This window comes from Actinoplanes sp. NPDC023714 (assembly GCF_040639855.1).
In the GTDB taxonomy this organism is placed as follows: domain Bacteria; phylum Actinomycetota; class Actinomycetes; order Mycobacteriales; family Micromonosporaceae; genus Actinoplanes.
Window position 1 is genome coordinate 944,239 of sequence record NZ_JBFAAR010000001.1, and the last position, 20,482, is coordinate 964,720.

At 71.7% G+C, this 20,482-nt stretch carries 20 protein-coding genes; 15 read left to right on the forward strand and 5 right to left on the reverse strand.

Going from position 1 to position 20,482, the window contains the following annotated elements:
- The first annotated feature begins 276 nt into the window (after positions 1-276).
- The 9 genes from AB0G10_RS04560 (at position 277) to AB0G10_RS04600 (ending at position 8,171) form a co-directional block, all read left to right on the forward strand.
- On the forward strand, positions 277-1,161 hold the full coding sequence (locus AB0G10_RS04560; RefSeq protein WP_360917961.1) for a DNA-3-methyladenine glycosylase 2 family protein: 885 nt from the start codon (positions 277-279) through the stop codon (positions 1,159-1,161).
- A 49-nt stretch (positions 1,162-1,210) separates the two neighbouring features.
- Positions 1,211-1,783 (forward strand): GAF domain-containing protein, encoded by a 573-nt coding sequence (locus tag AB0G10_RS04565; protein WP_360916378.1) that lies wholly within the window; start codon positions 1,211-1,213, stop codon positions 1,781-1,783.
- Between the two features lie 27 nt (positions 1,784-1,810).
- The gene (locus tag AB0G10_RS04570) at positions 1,811-2,008 is read left to right on the forward strand and encodes a hypothetical protein (protein WP_360916381.1); all 198 of its coding nucleotides are present in this window, start codon (positions 1,811-1,813) and stop codon (positions 2,006-2,008) included.
- Between the two features lie 38 nt (positions 2,009-2,046).
- The gene (locus tag AB0G10_RS04575; protein ID WP_360916384.1) at positions 2,047-2,982 is read left to right on the forward strand and encodes a YegS/Rv2252/BmrU family lipid kinase; all 936 of its coding nucleotides are present in this window, start codon (positions 2,047-2,049) and stop codon (positions 2,980-2,982) included.
- Positions 2,983-3,103: 121 nt separating this feature from the next.
- Entirely contained in the window at positions 3,104-3,319 is a 216-nt protein-coding gene (locus AB0G10_RS04580; protein WP_360916387.1) for a hypothetical protein, read from the forward strand.
- Between the two features lie 68 nt (positions 3,320-3,387).
- Positions 3,388-4,980, forward strand: coding sequence for a glycosyltransferase family 39 protein (locus AB0G10_RS04585; protein ID WP_360916390.1), 1,593 nt, complete (start codon positions 3,388-3,390; stop codon positions 4,978-4,980).
- A 38-nt stretch (positions 4,981-5,018) separates the two neighbouring features.
- Entirely contained in the window at positions 5,019-6,650 is a 1,632-nt protein-coding gene (locus AB0G10_RS04590) for a GMC family oxidoreductase (protein WP_360916393.1), read from the forward strand.
- The gene (locus AB0G10_RS04595) at positions 6,647-7,438 is read left to right on the forward strand and encodes an AraC family transcriptional regulator (RefSeq protein ID WP_360916396.1); all 792 of its coding nucleotides are present in this window, start codon (positions 6,647-6,649) and stop codon (positions 7,436-7,438) included. The genes AB0G10_RS04590 and AB0G10_RS04595 overlap by 4 nt, the downstream gene beginning before the upstream one ends.
- Positions 7,439-7,448: 10 nt before the next feature.
- Complete coding sequence (locus AB0G10_RS04600; protein WP_360916399.1) at positions 7,449-8,171, forward strand: SDR family oxidoreductase; 723 nt, start codon at positions 7,449-7,451, stop codon at positions 8,169-8,171.
- A gap of 64 nt (positions 8,172-8,235) precedes the next feature.
- Here AB0G10_RS04600 and AB0G10_RS04605 read toward each other — a convergent pair whose 3' ends face one another.
- Together AB0G10_RS04605 and AB0G10_RS04610 are read right to left on the reverse strand one after the other, a co-directional pair.
- The gene (locus AB0G10_RS04605) at positions 8,236-8,610 is read right to left on the reverse strand and encodes a PH domain-containing protein (RefSeq protein ID WP_360916402.1); all 375 of its coding nucleotides are present in this window, start codon (positions 8,608-8,610) and stop codon (positions 8,236-8,238) included.
- Positions 8,611-8,884: 274 nt separating this feature from the next.
- Positions 8,885-9,988: an MBL fold metallo-hydrolase gene (locus tag AB0G10_RS04610; protein WP_360916405.1), complete on the reverse strand. Its 1,104-nt coding sequence runs from the start codon at positions 9,986-9,988 to the stop codon at positions 8,885-8,887.
- A 62-nt stretch (positions 9,989-10,050) separates the two neighbouring features.
- Between AB0G10_RS04610 and AB0G10_RS04615 the strand changes: the two genes are divergently transcribed.
- Together AB0G10_RS04615 and dgt are read left to right on the forward strand one after the other, a co-directional pair.
- Positions 10,051-10,629 carry a hypothetical protein gene (locus AB0G10_RS04615; RefSeq protein ID WP_360916408.1) on the forward strand — a complete coding sequence of 193 codons (579 nt, stop codon included), beginning with the start codon at positions 10,051-10,053 and terminating at the stop codon, positions 10,627-10,629.
- Between the two features lie 10 nt (positions 10,630-10,639).
- The gene (dgt, locus tag AB0G10_RS04620) at positions 10,640-12,106 is read left to right on the forward strand and encodes a dGTP triphosphohydrolase (RefSeq protein WP_360916410.1); all 1,467 of its coding nucleotides are present in this window, start codon (positions 10,640-10,642) and stop codon (positions 12,104-12,106) included.
- A gap of 481 nt (positions 12,107-12,587) precedes the next feature.
- On the opposite strand, the gene AB0G10_RS04625 is transcribed toward dgt, so the two are convergent.
- Together AB0G10_RS04625 and AB0G10_RS04630 are read right to left on the reverse strand one after the other, a co-directional pair.
- Positions 12,588-12,974: a hypothetical protein gene (locus AB0G10_RS04625; RefSeq protein WP_360916413.1), complete on the reverse strand. Its 387-nt coding sequence runs from the start codon at positions 12,972-12,974 to the stop codon at positions 12,588-12,590.
- A 103-nt stretch (positions 12,975-13,077) separates the two neighbouring features.
- Positions 13,078-14,046, reverse strand: coding sequence for a CDP-alcohol phosphatidyltransferase family protein (locus AB0G10_RS04630; protein ID WP_360916416.1), 969 nt, complete (start codon positions 14,044-14,046; stop codon positions 13,078-13,080).
- Positions 14,047-14,458: 412 nt separating this feature from the next.
- Between AB0G10_RS04630 and AB0G10_RS04635 the strand changes: the two genes are divergently transcribed.
- Entirely contained in the window at positions 14,459-16,201 is a 1,743-nt protein-coding gene (locus tag AB0G10_RS04635) for a pyruvate dehydrogenase (RefSeq protein ID WP_360916419.1), read from the forward strand.
- On the opposite strand, the gene AB0G10_RS04640 is transcribed toward AB0G10_RS04635, so the two are convergent.
- Positions 16,178-17,182 carry an acyl-CoA desaturase gene (locus tag AB0G10_RS04640; protein WP_360916422.1) on the reverse strand — a complete coding sequence of 335 codons (1,005 nt, stop codon included), beginning with the start codon at positions 17,180-17,182 and terminating at the stop codon, positions 16,178-16,180. The genes AB0G10_RS04635 and AB0G10_RS04640 overlap by 24 nt on opposite strands.
- A 109-nt stretch (positions 17,183-17,291) precedes the next feature.
- On the opposite strand from AB0G10_RS04640, the gene AB0G10_RS04645 reads away from it, so the two are divergent.
- Genes AB0G10_RS04645 through AB0G10_RS04655 form a run of 3 tightly spaced genes read left to right on the forward strand, consistent with a single transcriptional unit; the run spans position 17,292 to position 20,323 of the window.
- Positions 17,292-18,572 carry a sensor domain-containing protein gene (locus tag AB0G10_RS04645; protein ID WP_360916425.1) on the forward strand — a complete coding sequence of 427 codons (1,281 nt, stop codon included), beginning with the start codon at positions 17,292-17,294 and terminating at the stop codon, positions 18,570-18,572.
- Positions 18,524-19,162 (forward strand): response regulator transcription factor, encoded by a 639-nt coding sequence (locus AB0G10_RS04650; protein ID WP_360916428.1) that lies wholly within the window; start codon positions 18,524-18,526, stop codon positions 19,160-19,162. The genes AB0G10_RS04645 and AB0G10_RS04650 overlap by 49 nt, the downstream gene beginning before the upstream one ends.
- A gap of 15 nt (positions 19,163-19,177) precedes the next feature.
- Positions 19,178-20,323, forward strand: a complete 1,146-nt coding sequence (locus AB0G10_RS04655; RefSeq protein ID WP_360916431.1) for an oxidoreductase — start codon at positions 19,178-19,180, stop codon at positions 20,321-20,323.
- Positions 20,324-20,482: the final 159 nt, after the last annotated feature.

Genomic DNA, 20,482 nt, shown 5'->3' on the forward strand with positions numbered 1-20,482 from the left:
ACGGCATCGCCGGACCGGACGTGAGTCCGGGACCCCCCTTCGGCGCGGCCGGCCGTCCTCTCCCCTGCCGGACGGATACGTGACGGGCCTCCCGGCCACCACCGGGAGGAACTCCGCACCGGGTGGCCGGACCTTTCTCGGGTGTCCGGTTCACCGCCCGATGGCCCTGACCCCGGAGCAAGGTCAGGGCCATCGGCCTGCCCTTTCGCAGAAGAACAGGCCTGCCTTCTTGCAGAAGAACAGTGGCATAGTTGCCCGGTGACCGTGACCCGCCGGATGACGCCTCCCGAGCGTTATCACTTCGGCGCCTCGGTGCGGCCCCTGCTCGTGCCGAAACACGATCCGTGCGGCGTCCTCGGGGACTCCGAGATCTGGCTCTCCGCCCGTACCCCGGACGGGCCGGCGGCATTGCACCTGGCCCGCACCGCCGGGGAATTGGTGGCGACCGGTCACGGCCCGGGCGGCGCCTGGATGGCCGACCGGGCCGACGCCATCGCCGGGCTGCGGGACGACCTCACCGGATTCCCCGAGCTCGCGGCGCGGAACCCGCTCGTCGCGCGGCTCGCCAGGACCTTCGCCGGGGTGCGCCTGCCGTCCACCGGGCTGGTCTTCCCGCGCCTGCTGCGGGCGATCCTGGAGCAGAAGGTCACCGGCAAGGAGGCGCACCGGTCGTACCGGGCGATCTGCCGGCACTTCGGGGAGCCGGCGCCCGGCCCGGCCGGTCTCGTGCTCCCGCCCGACCCGGCCGCGATCGCGGCGACGCCCTACTGGGCCTTCCACCCGTTCGGCGTGGAACAGCGCCGCACCCAGGCCCTGCTGCGCGCCGCGGTGGTGGCCGAGCGGCTGGAGCGATGCGCCGACGCGGCCGAGGCGACGGCCCGGATGACCGCGCTGCCCGGCATCGGCCCGTGGACCGCCGCCGAGGTGGTGCGTCATGCGTACGGCGATCCGGACGCGGTGAGCGTCGGCGACTTCCACATCCCGAACACGGTGGCATGGGCGCTCGCCGGCGAGACCCGGGGCACCGACGAGAGGATGCTGGAGCTGCTGGAGCCGTTCCGCGGGCACCGGGGGAGGGTCTGCGACCTGTTCGCCCTCGGCGGGATCGGCGCCCCGAAGTTCGGCCCGCGGATGCCGATCCGGTCGTTCGCCCGGTTCTGACTGACCCGGTGTGCGACGTTCCTGTGAGATAGGACATAGGCTGGCGTCCATGACAGCGTCGTCTCACGCCTACGAATACTTGGACAACGTCGGCCCCCGCGACAGCGAGGAGGCCCGGCTCGCGGCCGTGCGCCGCTACCGCATGGTCGATCAGCCGGTCGAGGACGCGTACGACCGGATCGCCTTCGTGGCCGGTGCGATCTTCGAGACGCCGATCGCGACGGTCTCCCTGGTCGAGCAGGACCGGGTCTGGCTGGCGGCCTGCCAGGGCCTGCCCGGCGTCCGCGAGGTCGGCAAGGAGCCGGGGCTGTGCGCCTCGGTGATCGCCCAGGACGACGTCTACGTGATCAACAACGCGGCGGTCGACGCCCGGACGCTCGACCACCCGCTGGTCCGGGGCGAGCTGGGTCTCCGCTTCTACGCGGCCGCGCCGATCCGCACCCACGACGGCTACCGCCTCGGCACCGTCAACGTGATCGACAGCCGTCCCCGGGAGGCCGGCCCGCGCCAGCTCAAAGCCCTCGAGCACCTCGCCTCGATCGTCGCCGACGAGCTCGAGCTGCGGCTCATGGTGATCCGGAGCAAGGTGGCCGAGCAGCGCATGCGCGACACGGTGAGTTGATCGTGCTTTCTGGGTATGCAGAACGGCATGATCTGGAATTTGGCCCGCAAAATGGTTCTGACCGCCGTCCTCGTCCCGCTCGGCGCGGCCGGCGCCCGTAAGCTGAGCGCCTCCCTGGAGCGGCGGCACGGTGCCACGCGCACCACCCGGCTGCTGCGCCAGGGCGCCGACACGATGCAGAGCATGTTCGGCCGCAAGAAGCGGAGCCGCTTCGGATTCCGCTGACTGTTTGGTCGGTCCGCTTTTTTGGGTACGGCGGCGGCATGCGTACCCCCCGCACGATCGCCGTCGTTGCCCACCAGCGGAAGAACCTCGGTGGCGGACTCGACGAACTGCGCCGGCGCATCACCGGCCAGGGTGTCGAGAAGCTGCTCTGGTTCGAGGTCCCGAAGAGCCGCAAGGCGCCCAAGCAGGTCCGTAAGGCCGTCAAGGCCGGCGTCGACCTGCTGATCGTCTGGGGCGGCGACGGGATGGTCCAGCGTTCCCTCGACGTGCTCGCCTCCACCGAGGGCGGCAGCAAGGTCCCGGTCGCGATCATGCCGGCCGGCACGGGGAACCTCTTCGCCACCAACCTGGGGATCCCCGAGGATCTCGAGAAGGCGGTGGACATCGCCTTCCACGGCGACCGCCGCCGCTTCGACCTCGGGCTCCTGGAGGGCGAGCACTTCGCCGTGATGGCCGGTATCGGCTTCGACGGCGCCATGATCAAGGACGCCGACGGCGCGCTCAAGGACCGGCTCGGCAAGCTGTCCTACGTCTGGACCGGCATCCGCCACGTGAACGGCGACGCGCCCCGGGCGAAGATCAAGGTGGACGGTGTGGACTGGTTCGACGACGAGGCCAGCTGTGTGCTGATCGGGAACGTCGGGACGATCACCGGCGGGATCCAGGCCTTCGACGACGCCGTTCCGGACGACGGGTGGCTCGACGTCGGGGTGGCCACGGCGCAGGGCGCGCTGCAGTGGGCGCGGGCGCTGGGCACCATGGCGGTCGGCCGCTCGGACAGTTCACCCTTCGTCCGGATGACCCGGGCACGCCGGGTGGACGTGAAGCTGGAGTCGAAGCTCGAGTACGAGCTCGACGGCGGGGCGCGGGCGAAGACCCGGAAGTTCACGGCGTCGGTCGTTCCGGGCGCCGTGAAGGTCTGTGTGCCCGCTTCGTCCTCTCTGGAAAATTCGGACGATTCGACTGACCGATAGGCGACAGAAGGTTCGTGCCGCGGCGTGGGGTTCCGGTCCGTATATGTCGTGACATCCCCTGGAATATTGGGGTTGGCGGAGCCCAGACTGGCTGTTCACAACGAGCATCCAGGAGGTTCCCATGCGGTATCTGAGCGTCGCACTCACCGCCGGCGGTCTGCTGGCGATCGCCTACCGGCTGGGCCGGTGCCAGGCGGCGTGGCACGAGGTGGCGGCGGCGAAGCAGGGCCTGCGCGCCAACCGCCGGGTGGCGTGGCTGCACACCGTCCGATTAGCGGTGGCGACGGCCGTCGTGCTTCTGGGGCTGCTGGCGGCGGGCTTCCACCTGGCCCGCTGACCAGCACCCCTCCGGCACCGGCGGCGCGCATCAACGAGATCGCGCGACCGGCGGGCTAGATTTGCCCGATGCCGCGACGCCGCCTGTTCTACCTGCTCGCCGTCGTCGCGCTTCTCGGGCAGATGGCGTTCGCGATGGTCACCACGGCGGTGAGCCAGTCGCCGACCATCGACGAGCCGGTCTACGTCGGCGCCGCCGAGGTGTACCGGCAGCAGCACAGCCTGCGCTACAACCCGGAGCACCCGCCGCTCGGCAAGCTGGCCATCGCGGCCGGCCTGGCGTTCGGCGGCGCCACGCTGGATCCGGCGTTCGAGGGGAACCAGACGCGGCTCGGGCGGCACCTGCTCTACGAGAGCGGCAACAACCCCTTCCGGCTGATGCTGCTGGCCCGGCTGCCGATCATCCTGCTCACGCTCGCCTTCGGACTGGTGGTGCTGGCGTTCGCCCGCGACCTGGCCGGGCCGGCCGGCGGGCTGATCGCGCTGGCCCTGTACGCGTTCTCCCCCGACGTGATCGCGCACGGTTCGCTCGCCACCCTGGACGTGCCGGCCGCCGGGCTGCTCCTGATCGCCTTCTGGACGGCGTGGCGGGCCCGGGAACGGCCGAAGCTGTATCTGCCCCTCGCCGGGGTGGCACTGGGGGCCGCCCTCGCCACCCGGATGAGCGTGCTTCCCGCCGTGCCCATCCTGATCTTGATCGTGGCTCTTTCGATGTGGAAGGCGCAAGCCTCGCGCCCGCGGTTGCGCACCAGGATGCTGCTCGTCGCGGGCGCGGCCGTCGGGGTGGGGATCATCGCGATCGCCGTCGTCTGGCTGTCCTATCTGGCCGTCGACCCCCGGCTGCGCTGGACCACCCCGCCGGATCTGCCGCACCCGGGCGGGCTCAAGGGGCTCGCCGTGGATCTCATGCCGTTCCCGCAGGCCTACCGCGACGGCATGCTGGTGCAGTTCGGGTTCGAGGACAAGCTCTACAACGGCTTCCTGCTGGGCGAGTCCTACCGGGGTTCGCCGTGGTACTACATGCCGGTCGCCCTGCTGATCAAGACGCCGGTCGGGATGATGCTGCTCTGGGCGGCCGGTGCGGTCACCCTGCTGGTGCTGCCGCGGCTGCGGGCCGCCGCGCTCTACCTGCTGCCGGTCTCGGCCGTGCTGATGCTGGTGACGATGACCGGGGCGCGCAACTTCGGCACCCGCTACGTGATCTTCATGCCGCTCTTCCTGGCGGTGGCGGCCGGGACGGTGGCGCTGTGGCGGTGGCGGTGGGCCCGGATCGGCACGGCCGCCCTGGTCGCGACGGTGGCAGCGGGATCCGTCATGACGTTTCCGACCTATCTGCCCTACTCGAACATCGTATTCGGCGGCACGGCGAACACCCATGAGAACCTTCATGACGCGAACGTCGACTGGGGACAGGATCTGCCCCGGCTGAGCGCCTACCTGGACGGCCGGGAGGCCTGGCTCGTCTACAAGGGCGCCGGGGTGCCGTCCTACTACGGGATCAGGTCGCGCAACCCCTTCGACGTGCCGGAGGATCAGGTACGAGGCCTGCTCGTCGTCTCCGACTCCCGCGTCGCCCTCGCCACCGGCCGGCTGAAACGCCTCATCGAGTCGAGCACCCCGGTCGCCGAGGTGGGTCATTCGATGACCGTCTATCAGCGATAGGTCTTCCGGTTACTCGCCGGTAATGCTTAGGTGATGCGATGACGCATTACGACATCGTCGTCGTGGGCAGTGGATTCGGCGGCAGCGTCAGCGCCCTGCGCCTGGCGGAGAAGGGTTACCGGGTCGGCGTCCTCGAGGCCGGCCGCCGCTTCACCCCCGACACCCTGCCCACCACGTCCTGGGACCTGCGCAACTTCCTCTGGGCCCCGCGCCTCGGGATGCGCGGCATGCAGCGGATCACGCTGCTCAAGGACATCATGGTGCTCTCCGCGGCCGGGGTCGGCGGCGGATCGCTGGTCTACGCGAACACCCTCTACCGGCCGCCCGCGCCGTTCTTCGCCGACCCGCGCTGGTCCGGGATCACCGACTGGGCCGACGAGCTGGCGCCCTTCTACGACCAGGCGTCCCGGATGCTCGGCGTCACCGAACAGCCCACCATGACGCCGTCCGACGTGGCGATCAAGCAGGTCGCCGACGACATGGGTGTCGGGCACACGTTCCGCCGCACCCCGGTCGGCGTCTATTTCGGCGAGCCCGGGAAGACCGTGCCGGACCCCTACTTCGGCGGCGCCGGACCGGACCGCACCGGCTGCGTCGAATGCGGCAACTGCATGATCGGCTGCCGGGTCGGCGCGAAGAACCGGCTCGACGTCAACTACCTGTACCTGGCCGAGAAGGCCGGGGTGACCGTGCACCCGGACACCGAGGTGACGTCGCTCCGCCCCGGCTGGCGGCTGGAGACGACGAACGGCCCGTTCACCGCCGATCAGGTGATCCTCTCGGCCGGCGCGCTCGGCACCCAGCGGCTGCTGCACGCCATGAAGGACACCGGGGTGCTGCCCCGGCTCTCCGACCGGCTCGGCGAGCTGACCCGGACCAACTCGGAGGCGCTGCTCGGCGCCGCCGTGAAGGACGTGCCCGCGGAGCCGTACAACCGGGGCATCGCGATCACCTCGTCGTTCCACCCGGACGCCGACACCCACATCGAGCCGGTCCGGTACGGCCCCGGCAGCAACGCCATGGGCCTGCTCTCCACGCTGCTCGTCGACGGCGGCGGCCGGGTGCCGCGGCCGCTCAGGTTCCTCTGGCAGGCGATGCGCCACCCGGTCGTGCTGGCGCATTCGCTCTCCGTCCGGCGGTGGAGCGAGCGGACCATCATCGCGCTGGTCATGCAGTCGGTGGACAACTCGCTGACGGTCCGGCGCACCCGGCGCGGCCGGCTCACCACGACACCCGGACACGGCAGCCCCAACCCGACCTGGATCCCGGTGGGGCACGAGGCCGTACGGCGGCTCGCCGACCGGATCGGCGGCTTCCCCGGCGGAACCGTCGGCGACATCTTCGACATCCCGCTCACGGCGCACATCCTCGGCGGGGCGACGATCGGCGCGACGGCGTCGGAGGGGGTCGTCGACGCGTACCACCGGGTCTTCGGCTATCCCGGCCTGCACGTGGTGGACGGCTCCGCCGTACCGGCCAACCTCGGCGTCAACCCGTCCCTGACCATCACGGCCCTCGCCGAACGGGCCATCGCGCTCTGGCCCAACAAGGGCGCCGCCGACGAGCGCCCGCCCCTGGGCGGGGACTACGTCCGCCTCACCCCGATCCCGCCCCGCTCCCCGGCCGTCCCGGCCCACGCACCGGGAGCCCTCCGCCTGCGCCCGGCGTGATCCACTCCCTGCCGCTCGTCCCGGCCGGCCCGCCCTGCGCGTCGGTCACCGGGCGGCCGCACCCGTCGCTGCGCGGGCTGATAGCGGGCTACAGCGGCTTCTTCCGCGACGGGCCGGTCGCGCATCGGGTCCTTCCCCTCAACGCCGCCGTGATCGTCGTCGACATTGCCGGGGCCGGGCGGGTGGTGTCGGGCTGCGCGCCGGCCTTCGGGGTCCTGCGGGAGGTGGTGTGGGGGTACGGCGTCTCCGCCGGGTTGACGCCGGCCGGGGTGTCCGCGCTGCTCGGCCTGCCGATGAGCGCCCTGGCCGGTTCGACGGTCCCGCTGGACGCAGTGCTCGGCGCCGGCGACGAGCTGCTGGCGGCCCGGCTGGCGGCGGCCGGTTCCTGGGCCGGGCGCTTCACCATCCTCGACGAGTGGTTCGGCGCCCGCCTCAGCCCGGACGCCACGGCCGGCACGCTGGTGAACGCCGCCTGGCACGTACTCCAGCGCGGCCACCCGGTCGGGGACGTCGCCGCGGATCTGGGCGTCAGCCGCCGCCGGCTCGAACGGGACTTCCGGCGCGACGTCGGCCTCACCCCCGGCACTGTCGCGCGCACGACCCGGTTCCAGCGCGCCGTGCGGATGCTGGCGGCGGGCGAGGCACCGGCGCGGGTCGCGATCGACGCCGGGTACGCGGACCAGCCCCACCTCTGCCGCGAGATCCGCGCCCGGTCCGGCCTCACCCCGGCCGCGCTGAGGGCCGCCCTGACGCATTCGTTCAAGACGCCGGAGCCGGCCGCCCCCTAGCGTCCGGGGCATGACGAAACCGCTGAACGGCAGGACGGCGCTGGTCACCGGCGGCTCGCGGGGTATCGGGCGGGCCGTGGTCCGGCGCCTGGCCCGGGACGGGGCGCGGGTCGTGTTCACCTATCGCGCGTCCGCCGAGGAGGCCGCCGCCCTGGCGGCCGAGACCGGCGCCGAGGCCGTCCGGTGCGATCAGGCCGATCTGGCCTCGCTGCCGGACATGTTCGCGCCGGTCGCCGGCGGACTGGACATCCTGGTCAACAACGCCGCCGTCAGCGAACCCACGCCGATCGCCGAACTCACGCCCGCCGCCTTCGACCGGGTCATGACGATCAACGCGAAGTTCCCGCTGTTCGCGATCCGGGCCGCGATCCCGCTGCTCCGGTCGCCGGGCCGCATCGTCAACCTCTCGTCGCTCAACACGGTGATCCCGGCGCCGGGTGGGGCGCTCTACGGGGCGAGCAAGGCGGCCCTCGAACAGGTCACCGCGGTGGCCGCCCGGGAGCTGGGCCCGCGGTCCATCACGGTCAACACCGTCTCGCCGGGTGCCACCGACACGGATCTCCTGCGGGCCACGAACTCGCCGGCCGCCCTTTCGCAGACGGCGGCCGCCACGGCCCTGGGCCGGCTCGGCACACCGGACGACGTCGCCGCGGTGGTCGCCTATCTGGTCTCGCCGGACGCCGGCTGGGTGACCGGCCAGAACATCAGGGCGACCGGCGGCCTGCTGATCTAGATTTCGATCGAGGTCGGTGGTGGTAGGCGACCAGTGACCTGGGGCAGGTATCGCCGGCAACCGGTCAGAGGACGTAACCGGCGATCATCTGACCCAACTGGCGGATGTCAGCGTTCGCCTTGAACTCCAGGCGGACCTTGCCGAGGCCGCTGAACCACAGTTCCAGCTCGGTATCCCGGTCGAAGCTGCCTGCCGTCTCGACCGAGAAGGCTTGGATCTTGTTGTACGGCAGCGACGTGTAGTCCACCTTCTTGCCGGTCATGCCCTGTACGTTGACCGCGATCAGACGCTTGTTGGTGAAGACCACGAAGTCACGAGTCGTCCGGAAGGCGACGACCAGCTGTTCACCGGGAATGAGCAGCGGCGCTACCTGCGGATAGATGGTGGCGGGATCGCACGGGTTGAGCTTGAAAACGGATGGGCTGGAGAAGTCGATCACCGACCCACCGTAGTCCAGGTGGTCTGAGGTGTCGGCTCGGCGCGGACCCGGCCGGACGACGCTGGATGCTGAGGCTGATGGCCCATGACCTCATCCTGACAGAACGGCCACCGTCATCCGGATCCGCCGCGGACGGCCACGGGACTGAGAGGAAAGGGGCGCGACCACTCACGCAGGCCGCCCGGCGCGGGAGCGAAGCGACTCCGCGCCGGGCCCTCGGCGTGAGCGACGGCCGGCACCACCCACCCCGCTGCGACAGCCTGATTTTGATCTTTCAGGCGATCTGCTGCCACCAGCCGTCGACGGGCGGCGGGTTGTCGACGTCGACGCGCTCGCCGGGGCGGGGGATGGCGAGGCTGACGTCGCGGGCCTTCGCCTCGCGCCAGGTGCGGTCGGCGGGCTCGGACCAGTCGTGCAGGGCCAGGTTGAAGGTGGCCCAGTGGACCGGGATCATCAGGCCGCCGCGGACGTCGACGTGCATGGCGACGCCGTCCTCGGGGAGCATGTGGATGTCGGGCCAGGCGTCGCCATAGGCGCCGACCTGCACCAGCGTCGCGTCGAAGGGGCCGTGCTCGGCGCCGATCTCGGCGAACCCGGGGAAGTATCCGGTGTCGCCCGAGTAGAAGACCTTGCGGGTCGGGCCGGCGATGACCCAGCTCGACCAGAGCGTCTCGTCCCGGTTGAAGCCGCGGCCGGAGAAGTGCCGGGCCGGCGTCGCCACCAGATCGATGCCGTTGACCTTGGCCTTCTCGTTCCAGTCGAGCTCGATGATGCGGGTCGGCGGGACACCCCAGCGCTCCAGGTGGGCGCCGACGCCGAGCGGCACCAGGAAGGGCGCGGCCTGCAGGTCGACCAGGTTCTGGATGGTCACCATGTCGAGGTGGTCGTAGTGGTCGTGGGAGATCAGCACGGCGTCGAGCGGGGGCAGTTCGCGCAGCGGCAGCGGCGGCTCGTGCAGGCGGCGCGGGCCGGTGAGCCGGGACGGCGAGCAGCGGTCGCTCCAGACCGGGTCGAGCAGGATGCGCCGGCCCTCGATCTCGACGAGCGCCGAGGAGTGGCCGTACCAGGTCACGTGCAGCCCGGACGCGTCCAGGCCCGGCGCCGGCGTGACGACCGGGACCGGCTGGTGCGGGTGGCGGGCCTCGCGGCCGGTCAGGGTGGCGGCGAAGACCTTCGGCATCGACGCGGCGGCGACCATGGTGGCGGGCACGGTGTTGCGGAACTTGCCGTCGGCGAACTGCGGCGACGCCTCGACGCGGGTACGGCGGTCACCGCGGGACCTCCCGCCGATCTGCCGGGGGATGTCGCGGGCGGCCCACACCGCCGCGGCCCCCAGGGCCAGAGCCAACACGGTACGGGTACGCGGTCGCTTCGCCATCCCCACAGTTTGACCGTTGACGGGGGTGCGCGACCACCGGGACCGCGTGAAACACTCGCGTCGTGACGCTCGACACCCTTCAGGCTCAGCAGAGCCTCATCGTCCGGCAACGGATCCGTTTCATGGTCAACCAGTACGAGGTGCACGCCGTCGGCCCCGACGGACGTGAGGCCGGCGTGCTGGCGTTCGCTCAGCAGAAGCGCCTCGCCTTCAAGGAGCAGGTGACCCTCTACACCGACGACACCAAGCAGACGCCGCTGCTCGGCTTCAAGGCGCGGCAGGTGATCGACCTGGGCGCCACCTACGACGTGACGGACGCGCACGGCCAGCCGATCGGGGAGTTCAAGAAGGCCTTCGGCGCCTCCCTGCTGCGCTCCACGTGGGTGCTGCAGCAGCCCGGATACGCCGAGATGGTGGGCCAGGAGCGCAGCCAGCTCGTCGCGATCCTGCGCCGCTTCGTCGACTCGCTGTCCTGGCTGCCCTACCACTTCGACTTCACGATCGGGGACCGCCCGGCGTTCTCGGTGGTGCGCAAGTGGGGCCTGCGGGACAGGTTCGAGGTGACCGTCCACGACCCCTACCTGGACCGCCGGCTGGTCGTGGCGATGGCCGTCGCGTTGGACGCGCTGCAGTCGCGCTAATCTCCCGGGCATGGACGATCCCCGTGCTCAGCGCCTTTTCGGCGACAGTCTCGTCGCCCCGGGCGATCTCGCGTCGAGCCCCTACCGGGTGGACCGCGACCGGATCGTCAGCTCCCCCTTCCTCGCCCGCCTCGCCGGTGTCACCCAGGTGATCAGCCCCGGCGGGGCGGGTCTGCTGGTGCACAACCGGCTCACCCACAGCCTCAAGGTGGCCCAGGTCGGGCGGGCGATCGCGGAGCGGGTTTCTGCTTCCGACCCGGATCTGGTGGACAAATTGGGTGGCTGCGATCCCGATGTCGTGGAAGCCGCCGCTCTGGCTCACGATCTCGGGCACCCGCCTTTCGGCCATCTCGGTGAGCGGGTTCTCGACGGTCTGGCCCGTCATCGTCTCCGGTTGCGGGACGGGTTCGAGGGCAATGCTCAGTCGTACCGCATCGTGACGAGCACCGAGGTACGGGGCCAGGCGACGATCGGGCTGAATCTGACAAATGCCGTTCGTGCGGCAATTCTGAAATATCCGTGGACGCGGCGCGACCACCCCGATCCGCACCCGCGCTTCATGGACCCGGCGCCCCGGGGTGCCGCTGCGGTGCCTGACGATCCCGACGGCGGTTCGCTGAAGTTCGGTGCTTATTCGACGGAAATTTCGGATATGCGCGCTGCACGGGCACCGTTCGCGGGCCGGGTCGCCGACTGGCAGCAGACCGTCGAGGCGTCGGTGATGGACACGGCCGACGACATCGCCTACGCCATCCACGACCTCGAGGACGTGCACCGGGTCGGCGTCCTCCAGCAGGGCGCCGTGGCGGCCGAGCTGATGGCCTGGCAGCGCTGGGGCCACGAGGCCGATCTGAATCGGGCAGGCGGTGCCATCGAGTCCCTCCGCCGCCAGCTGCACCGCAAGGACGGCTGGATCGCCGACGACGACGCGTTCGCCGGCGCCGTCGAGCTGGTCCGCGCCGAACTCGTCGACGGCCTGCTGGCCCGCCCGTTCGACGGCTCCATCGAGGCCGAGGCGCGCGTAGCCGCCTTCTCCGCGAACTGGACCCGCCGCCTCGTCGACTCCATCGAGCTGATCGGCCAGCCCGCGATCCGGAGCGGTCACGTCCAGCTGGCGCGGGCGCAGTGGCACGAGGTGCAGATCCTCAAGTTCGTCCAGAACCGCTTCGTCCTGGAACGCCCCGATCTGGCCCTGCACCAGCGCGGCCAGGCGCGCCTCCTCGCCTCCCTCGTCGAGGCCCTGCTGGCCTGGCTCACCGACCCCGACGAGGAACAGCGCCTCCCGCGCCGGCTGCGCGACCTGGTCGAACTCGCCGAGGCGGAACTCCCGCCGGGCACACCCGAGCGCATCGGCCGGGCACGAGGCCGCGCCGTCATCGACTTCGTGGCGGGCCTGACGGATGGACAGGCCGTCGGGTTGATGGAGGCGCTCTCCGGACGTTCGCGGCAGCTGTGGACGGATGCTTTCGTGCTTTAAAGGGATTTAAGGCATATGTCGTAGCGGGGTGGATGGTGCAGACCGCCGCTCCCGCCGAGGTGCCCGGCCCAGCCTCGCTACGCTCGCCGGTCCGGGCCACGTGCGTGAGTGGTTGCGCCCTCCTCCTGTCAGTCCCCGATCCCGGGGCCGGCCAGAAGCCCTCGCGCAGGTCAGGCCGTCAGCGGCGCCACCCGGCCGCGCCGCCCAGTCGTGCCACCCGCGCCGCCGTGCTGCCCATCCGCGCCGCCCATCCGCGCCGCCCGTGCCGCCCATCCGCGCCGCCCATCCGCGCCGCCCGTGCCGCCCATCCGCGCCGCCCGCGCCGCCCACCCGCGCCGCCCACCCGCACCGTACCGCTCCGCTTACGCGCGATCTTGTTGATGCGCGGCGCACCGTTCCTGTGCAAATCAACAAGATCGCGGGCGGGAGGCAGCGGCGCGCGGAGGGGACGCGCGGTGGGAGGGGAGGGGAGGAGAGGGGTTTAGAGGGTGATGCTTCGGGTGGCTACCAGGCCTCGGTGGGCGTCGCCGGTCACCGAGGGGATCTCCAGCTGCCAGCCGCCGGTGAAGCAGGCGTCGGTGGAGAGCGCCATGGTGTGCCTGTCGTCGCCGGGGAAGGCGAGCTGGGCGGCGTGCACCGGGCCGAGGTCGTCGCGGAACACCTCGAAGTGCACGTGCGGCCAGTGGCCGGCGTACCCGCCCGGGAAGGCGCTCGGGAACGTCACCCATCCGGAGGGGTCGCTGGTCTGCCGGCCCCGGGAGTCGCGGTCGCAGTGCCAGAGGCTCACCTCGTAGCCGGGCACGGGCCGTCCCGAGTTCGCGCTGACGAGTTGCAGCTTCACCGTGAGCGGCACGTTCTCCCTGTTCATGCGCTCCCGATCGGCGGTTCGACGGGAGGGTGGATCACCGGAGGGGTGCAAAACAGGAGCACCCCCGGCGAGGACGCCGGGGGTGCTTTCGTGCGGGAGCCGTTCAGACCGTGGTCGGGATGCCGGAGATCGGGGCGGCGGGTGCCGGGGCGGGCGCCGCCGGAACCTGGCCGGACTGCCAGGCGGCGTACTCGGCCTCGGCCTTCGCCAGCTTCGCCGGGTGCTGCTGGCAGGCCCGGAGCAGCTTCAGGATGAGGAACATCTCGAAGACGAGCAGTCCGGCGCCGGCCAGGATGGTGACCGGGATGACCAGGCCGAGCAGCGGGCCGACGATGAAGACGAACATCTCGTACTCGATGCCGCTGAACAGGTGCGTGCGGATCCGGTTGCGCCGCAGCGTGTCGCCGACCCGGCGCTTGAGCGACGGCCGGGCGGCCGGGGCCGCGGCGGGGGCGGCGCTGACCGGCTCGGCGGTCCCGGCGGCGACCGAGGCAGCCGAGGCAGCCGAGGCAACCGAGGCAACCGAGGCCATTGGGGCTACCGAGGCCGCCGAGGCGATCTCGGGGCGGAGCGCCTCGATCTGCTCGCGCATGACCCGGCGGACCTTCGCCATCTGCTGGCCGTTCAGGTACCGGAAGAGGTCGAGGAAGACCGCGACCGCCATGACCCAGAGGTAGGCGATGTTCTCGGTCTGCAGGTACTGCCCGCCGAAGAGCGTGATGGCGCAGAAGAAGACGCGGACCCGGTCGAGGACGAAGTCGAGCCACTGCCCGAAGATCGTGCCGGTCCCGTTCAGCCGGGCGATCTTGCCGTCCATGCAGTCGACGACGAAGCTCAGGTGGAAGAGCACGGCGCCGGCGATCAGACCCCAGCGCTCACCGGTGGCGAAGCAGACCATCGCGCCCACGCCGATGACGGTCGCGACGAGGGTAAGAACGTTCGGCGTGATCCACCGATAGGGCGCGACCTGACGCACCAGCCGGGACGCCAACGGGTCGACCAGAAGCACGGTCCACCACGCGTCAACCGGCTTGTAGGTCCGCTCCCGGATCTCCTGCAAGGTCACCTTCACGCGCGGCACTCTAGACCTTAATCCTATGCAAACGCCAAATGCCCCGCCGGTTAAACAAGGGCCGTCACCTGCAGTGACGCTGGCTGCGTCGTGCGGTAACCGGTTACCTGCGTCTGCCCCGGCCGGGTCGTCGAATCCGCTCGACCCTACCCGCGAACGGCCTTCACGAAAGAGGGCCGCCCGCGCCCACCCGGCAGCCGGGTGGACCGATGTGCTCCCGGCCCCCCGACCCGGACTCAACGACAATACGCCCACCAGCCCCTCCCGTCTCGCGTTCCCCTCGATCCACGGTGCTTCCGGCGTACCGAAGGGGGAAGCGCGGGCGAAACGCCCAGGGTGAGACGCACGTCCCCGTTCGCGCGCCGCGGCGCGCGGGTAAGCCGGAGCGGTAGCCGACAGGGTGGAGGCAGGGATGTTCGGGACGAAGCAGACGGTCGCCGATCAACTGGTCGAGGTGCTGGTGCAGGCCGGCGTCGAGCGGATCTACGGGATCGTGGGGGACAGCCTCAACTCGCTGAGCGACGCGATCCGGCGCAGCGGGGCGATCGAGTGGGTGCACGTGCACAACGAGGAGGCGGCGGCGTTCGCGGCGTCGGCGGAAGCGCAGCTCACCGGGCGGCTCACGGTCTGCGCGGGCAGCTGCGGGCCGGGCAACACGCACCTCATTCAGGGGATCTTCGACGCGCACCGGTCCGGCGCGCCGGTGCTCGCGATCGCCTCGCAGATCGTCTCCACCGAGATCGGCACCGGCTTCTTCCAGGAGACCGACCCGAAGCAGCTGTTCGGGCAGGCGAGCCACTTCACCGAGCTGCTCTCCTCGGCCGGGCAGATGCCGCGGATGGCCCGGGTCGCGATCCAGGAGGCGATCGGCAAGCGCGGCGCCGCGGTGCTCGTGGTGCCGGGCGACGTGCTCTCGGCGAAGGCCGTGAACGAGACCGGTACGGCCCACCGCCCGGCCGGCCCGGTGATCGGCGCGCCGGACCCGGCCGTGATCGAGGAGCTGGCCGAGCGGATCAACCAGGCCGGCACCGTGACGATCTTCGGCGGGATCGGGTGCGCCGGCGCCCGGGACGAGGTGCTGAAGCTGGCCGACGTGCTCGCCGCCCCGGTCGGGCACAGCCTGCGCGGCAAGGAGTCGCTGCAGTACGACAACCCGTTCGACGTGGGCATGTCCGGGCTGCTCGGCTACGGCGCGTGCTTCCAGGCCAGTCACGAGGCGGACCTCCTGCTGCTGCTCGGGACGGACTTCCCGTACCGGCAGTTCCTGCCCGGCGCGAACACCGTCCAGGTGGACATCGACCCGTCCCGGCTGGGCCGGCGCACCCCGCTCGTGCAGGGCGTCGCCGGTGACGTCGGCGCGACGATCCGGGCGCTGCTGCCGAAGCTGCACCGCAAGAACCGCGACTTCCTGGACCGGATGCTCGGCAAGCATTCCGAGGAGCTCGAGCGGGTGGTCGGCGCGTACACCCACGACGTCGAGCACCTCACCCCGATCCACCCCGAGTACGTCGCCGCGACCCTGGACCGGGAGGCGGCCGCCGACGCGATCTTCACGGCCGACACCGGCATGTGCTGCACCTGGATCGCCCGCTACATCACCCCGAACGGCCGGCGCCGGCTGCTCGGCTCCTGGGTGCACGGCACCATGGCGAACGCGCTGCCGCAGGCGCTCGGCGCGCAGAAGGCCTTCCCCGGGCGGCAGGTCGTCTCGATGTCCGGCGACGGCGGCCTCGCGATGCTCCTCGGCGAGCTGCTCACCGCGAAGCTGCACGACCTGCCGGTCAAGACCGTGGTCTTCAACAACTCCAGCCTCGGCATGGTCCGGCTGGAGATGCTGGTGGCGGGCGCCCCGCCGTTCGGGACCGACCACGAGGCGGTCGACTTCGCCGCCATCGCGCGCGGCGCCGGCATCCTGGGCATCCGGGTCGAGAAACCCGGTGACCTCCGGCAGGCCGTGCGCGAGTTCCTCGGCCACGACGGGCCGGCCGTCCTCGACGTGGTGACCGACCCGAACGCCCTGGAGCTCCCGCCGCACCTCTCCGCGGAGGAGGCGGCCGGGTTCGCGCTGGGCGTCGGCCGGACGGTGCTGGGCGGCGGGGTGGGCCAGATGCTCGACCTGGCCCGGACCAACCTACGGAACATTCCGCGCCCGTAGCGGGGCGCCCACCTCGTGCAGGTGACGCAGCGCCTGGGCGTACGAGTCGGTGAGGCTCGTGATCTCGTACGGGACGCCGATCTCGGCGCAGTAGCGCTGCACCAGAGGCTGGGCCCGGCGCAGGTTCGGGGTCGGCATGGCCGGGAACAGGTGGTGCTCGATCTGGTAGTTCAGGCCGCCGAGCGCCACGTCGACGAACCGGCCACCCCGGACGTTGCGCGAGGTCAGCACCTGCTTGCGGAGGAAGTCCTCGGTGCCGTCGGGGTGCGGCATGCCCTTGTGGTTCGGGGCGAAGGTGAGGCCGAGGTAGAGGCCGAAGAGCGCCTGGTGGACGGCGAAGAAGGCCAGCGCCTGCACGGGGGAGAGGACGAGCAGCAGCGCGGCGACGTACCCGATCAGATGGGCGCCGAGCAGGGCGCCCTCGAGCGCGGGCCGCTTCACCGTGCCGTTCAGCAGGGCCTTGACGCTGTCCTTCTTGAGGGAGAGGCCGAGCAGCGTGAGCAGCGGGAAGAACAGGTACGCCTGATACTTCGCGACGAAGCCGTGCGCGTTCTCCTCGTTCCACACCAGGACGCCGGGGCCGACGTCCGGGTCCAGGTCGTCGTGGTTCGGGTTGGCGTGGTGCTTCGTGTGCTTGTCCATCCAGTACCCGTAGGACATGCCGATCGCCAGGTTGCCGGCGATCAGCCCGGCCCGGGCGCTCGGCTTGTTCGTCCGGAAGACCTGGCGATGGGCGAGATCGTGCGCGACGAGGGCGGTCTGCGCGAACACGACGGCCAGGAAGGCGGCCACCGCGAGGGTCCACCACGACGACCCGATCACGAAGAACGCGGTCCAGCCGGCGATCAGGGCGAGCGCGACACAGGAGAGGCGGAGGGCGTAGTAGGCGGGCCGCCGGCGCAGCAGGCCGGCCGCGTTGATCCGGCGGCTCAGCTCCGCGAAGTCGCTGCCGGTCGCCCGTGATGCGGCTGTCGTAGTCATGTGATCCAGCCTCCGGCGCGTACGCGGAGGAGTCAGGAGTGCCAGCTCCCCGCCGGTGGTAGGGCTGGCACTACCGACAGGGCTGGCGCGTGCGGGCCAGGATGAGGACATGGATTCGCGTGACTGGATCAGAGACGGTGTCAAGGCCGTGGCCGGCGGGGTGCTCAGCGTGGCGCTCGCCATCACGAACATCCCGCTCTTCGTCCTGTTCGTGCTCTCCCTGGTGCTCACCCCGGTGCTCGGCATCGGGCTCGTGCTGCTGCCGCTGGTGACCGCGCTGATCCGGTTCCGGGCCCGGATCGCCCGGCGGCTCTCGGCGACGTTCGGCATGCCGATCGCCCGGCCGTACCGCCCCCGCCCGGCGTCGGCGGGGCTGCTCGGGCGGTACCGGTGGATCATCACCGACCCGGCGACCTGGCGGGACTTCGCCTGGCTGCTCCCGGGCGCGGTGGCCGGCCTGGTGCTCGGCGTGCTGTCGCTGGCGGTCCCGCTCTACGGCATCGAGGGCATCGTCCTGCTGCCGCTCTGGATCTGGCTGGGCACCGGGGAGTACGGCTACGGCGCGATCTGGCCGATCGAGACGGTCGGCGAGGGCTTCCTGTCGCTGCCGCAGGGCACCGTCATCCTCGCGATCGGCCTCGCGATGGCGCCCTACCTGCGCGGCGCCGACGCCTGGTTCACCCGGCTCTTCCTGGCCCCCACCCGCAACGCCGAGCTGCGCCTGCGGGTCAGCCACCTGACCACCACCCGGGCCGAGAACCTCGACTCGCAGGCCGCCGAGCTGCGCCGCATCGAACGCGACCTGCACGACGGCGCGCAGGCCCGGCTCGTCTCGCTCGGCATGACGATCGGGCTGGCCGAGGAACTGGTGGCCAGCGACCCGGCGATGGCCCGCAAGCTGCTCGCCGAGGCGCGGGAGGTCAGCTCGGACGCGCTCACCGAGCTGCGTCACCTCGTGCGCGGCATCCACCCGCCGGTGCTCGCCGAGCGCGGGCTGGAGGGGGCGGTCCGGGCCCTCGCCATGGCCCTGCCGATCCCGACGACGGTCGGCGCGGCCGTTGCCGGCCGGCTCGACACGCCGGTGGAGTCCGCGGCGTACTTCGCGGTCGCCGAGGTCCTCGCCAACGTGACCCGGCACAGCTTCGCGCGCCACTGCGAGGTGCAGCTCCGGCACGACGACGGCATGCTGACCATGCGGATCAGCGACGACGGTCTGGGCGGCGCCGACCCGTCCCGGGGCACCGGGCTGCAGGGCATCGAACGCCGTCTCGCCGCCTTCGATGGCACGATGAGCCTGTCCAGCCCGCCGGGTGGGCCGACCGTCGTGACCATGGAGCTGCCGTGCGCGTTGTCATCGCCGAGGATCTCGCCCTCCTCCGGGACGGTCTGACCCGGCTCCTGGAGGCGTACGACTTCAAGGTGGTGGCGGCGGTCGACAACGGACCGTCGCTGCTGCCGTCCCTGATCGAGAACCGCCCGGACGTCGCCGTGGTGGACGTGCGCCTGCCGCCGACGTTCACCGACGAGGGCCTCCAGGCGGCGATCGCGGCGCGGACCGAGGTGCCCGGGCTGCCGGTGCTGGTGCTGTCCCAGCACGTCGAGCCGCTCTACGCCCGCGAGCTGCTGAGCGACCGCAAGGGCGGCGTCGGCTACCTGCTGAAGGACCGGGTCTCGCACGTGGCCCAGTTCGTCGACGCGGTCCGCCGGGTCGCGGCCGGCGGCACCGCGATGGACCCCGAGGTGGTGTCGCAGCTGCTGGCCCGGCACGAGCCGCCGCTCGCGGCGCTGACCGCCCGGGAACGCGAGGTGCTGTCGCTGATGGCCGAGGGCCGGTCGAACGGGGCCATCGCCGGCAAGCTCTTCATCGGCGAGAAGGCCGTGAGCAAGCACATCAGCAGCATCTTCACGAAGCTGGACCTGCCGCCGTCCGACGACGACCACCGCCGGGTGCTGGCGGTCCTGGCCTATTTGAACGCCTGATCGTAGGTTGCCAGCATGACATTGCAGCGAAAGTTGTCGATCCCAGCTCTGGCTCTCGTCATGATCACCGGCACCGGCTTCACCCCGGGCTCCGGTCCCTCCTGGCAGCTCACCGACACCGGCTCGACGGCCCGGTTCCGCGGTCTCGCCCCGGTCAGCGCCTCCGTGGCGTGGGCCGCCGGCTCGGCCGGGACGATCCTGCGCACCCGGGACGGCGGCGCCTCCTGGTCCTCGGTCGGCCCCCCGGAGGCGGCGGCCCTGCAGTTCCGCGACATCGAGGCGTTCGAAGCGCGCACCGCGGTGGCGCTGACGATCGGCGCCGGCGCCGAGTCCCGGATCTACCGGACCGCGGACGGCGGCCGCTCCTGGACCGAGGCGTTCCGCAACGAGGACCCGGCCGCCTTCTACGACTGCCTCGACTTCTCCGACCGGCGGAACGGCCTGGCCCTCTCCGACCCGGTCGGCGGCCGGTTCCGCATCCTGGCGACCCGGGACGGCGGGCGCAGCTGGCAGGTCCGCTCCGACGCCGGCATGCCCGAGGCGCTGCCGGGCGAGTTCGCCTTCGCGGCGAGCGGCACCTGCCTCGTGACGTCGGGCAGCCGGGCCTGGTTCGCGACCGGCGGCGCCACCACCTCCCGGGTCTTCGCGTCGTCGGACTTCGGCCGCACCTGGTCGGTGAGCGACTCCCCGATCCCGGGCGGGCCGAGCGCCGGCATCTACGGCCTCGCGTTCCGCGAGTCGCCGCGCCACCACGGCGCCGGCCGGGCGGAGGACGCGCGGGCGGCGGCGAGCGGCCGGGTCGAGGGCGCGCGGGCGGTGGGAGGCCGGGCTGTGGAAGGGCTTGCCGTGGGCGGGGATTACGTGACTCCGGCGGCGGCTCCGGACGGGGCGGCGGTGAGCCGGGACGGCGGGCGGCGCTGGACGGTCGCGCGGACGGTTCCGGGGGAGTACCGCTCCGGGGTGGCGTGGACGGGCCGGGGCCGGACCGCGCTGGCCGTGGGCCCGACCGGCAGTGACATCTCCTATGACGGTGGCGTGACCTGGCGGCGCTTCGACACCGGCAGCTTCGACGCGGTCGCCTGCGCCGGGGACGGCTCCTGCTGGGCGTCCGGCGAGGCCGGCCGGATCGCCCGGCTTGCTCGCACCCATCACGGCGACTGAGAGAAGAGGGGCGCAACCACTCACGCAGGCCGCCCGGCGCGGGAGCGCAGCGACTCCGCGCCGGGCCCTCGGCGTGAGCGACGGTCCGTACCCACCACCCCGCTGCGACAAAGGCAGTGGCATTTGAATGTGGGGTGGTGCACTTCCGCGCCCGAAGCC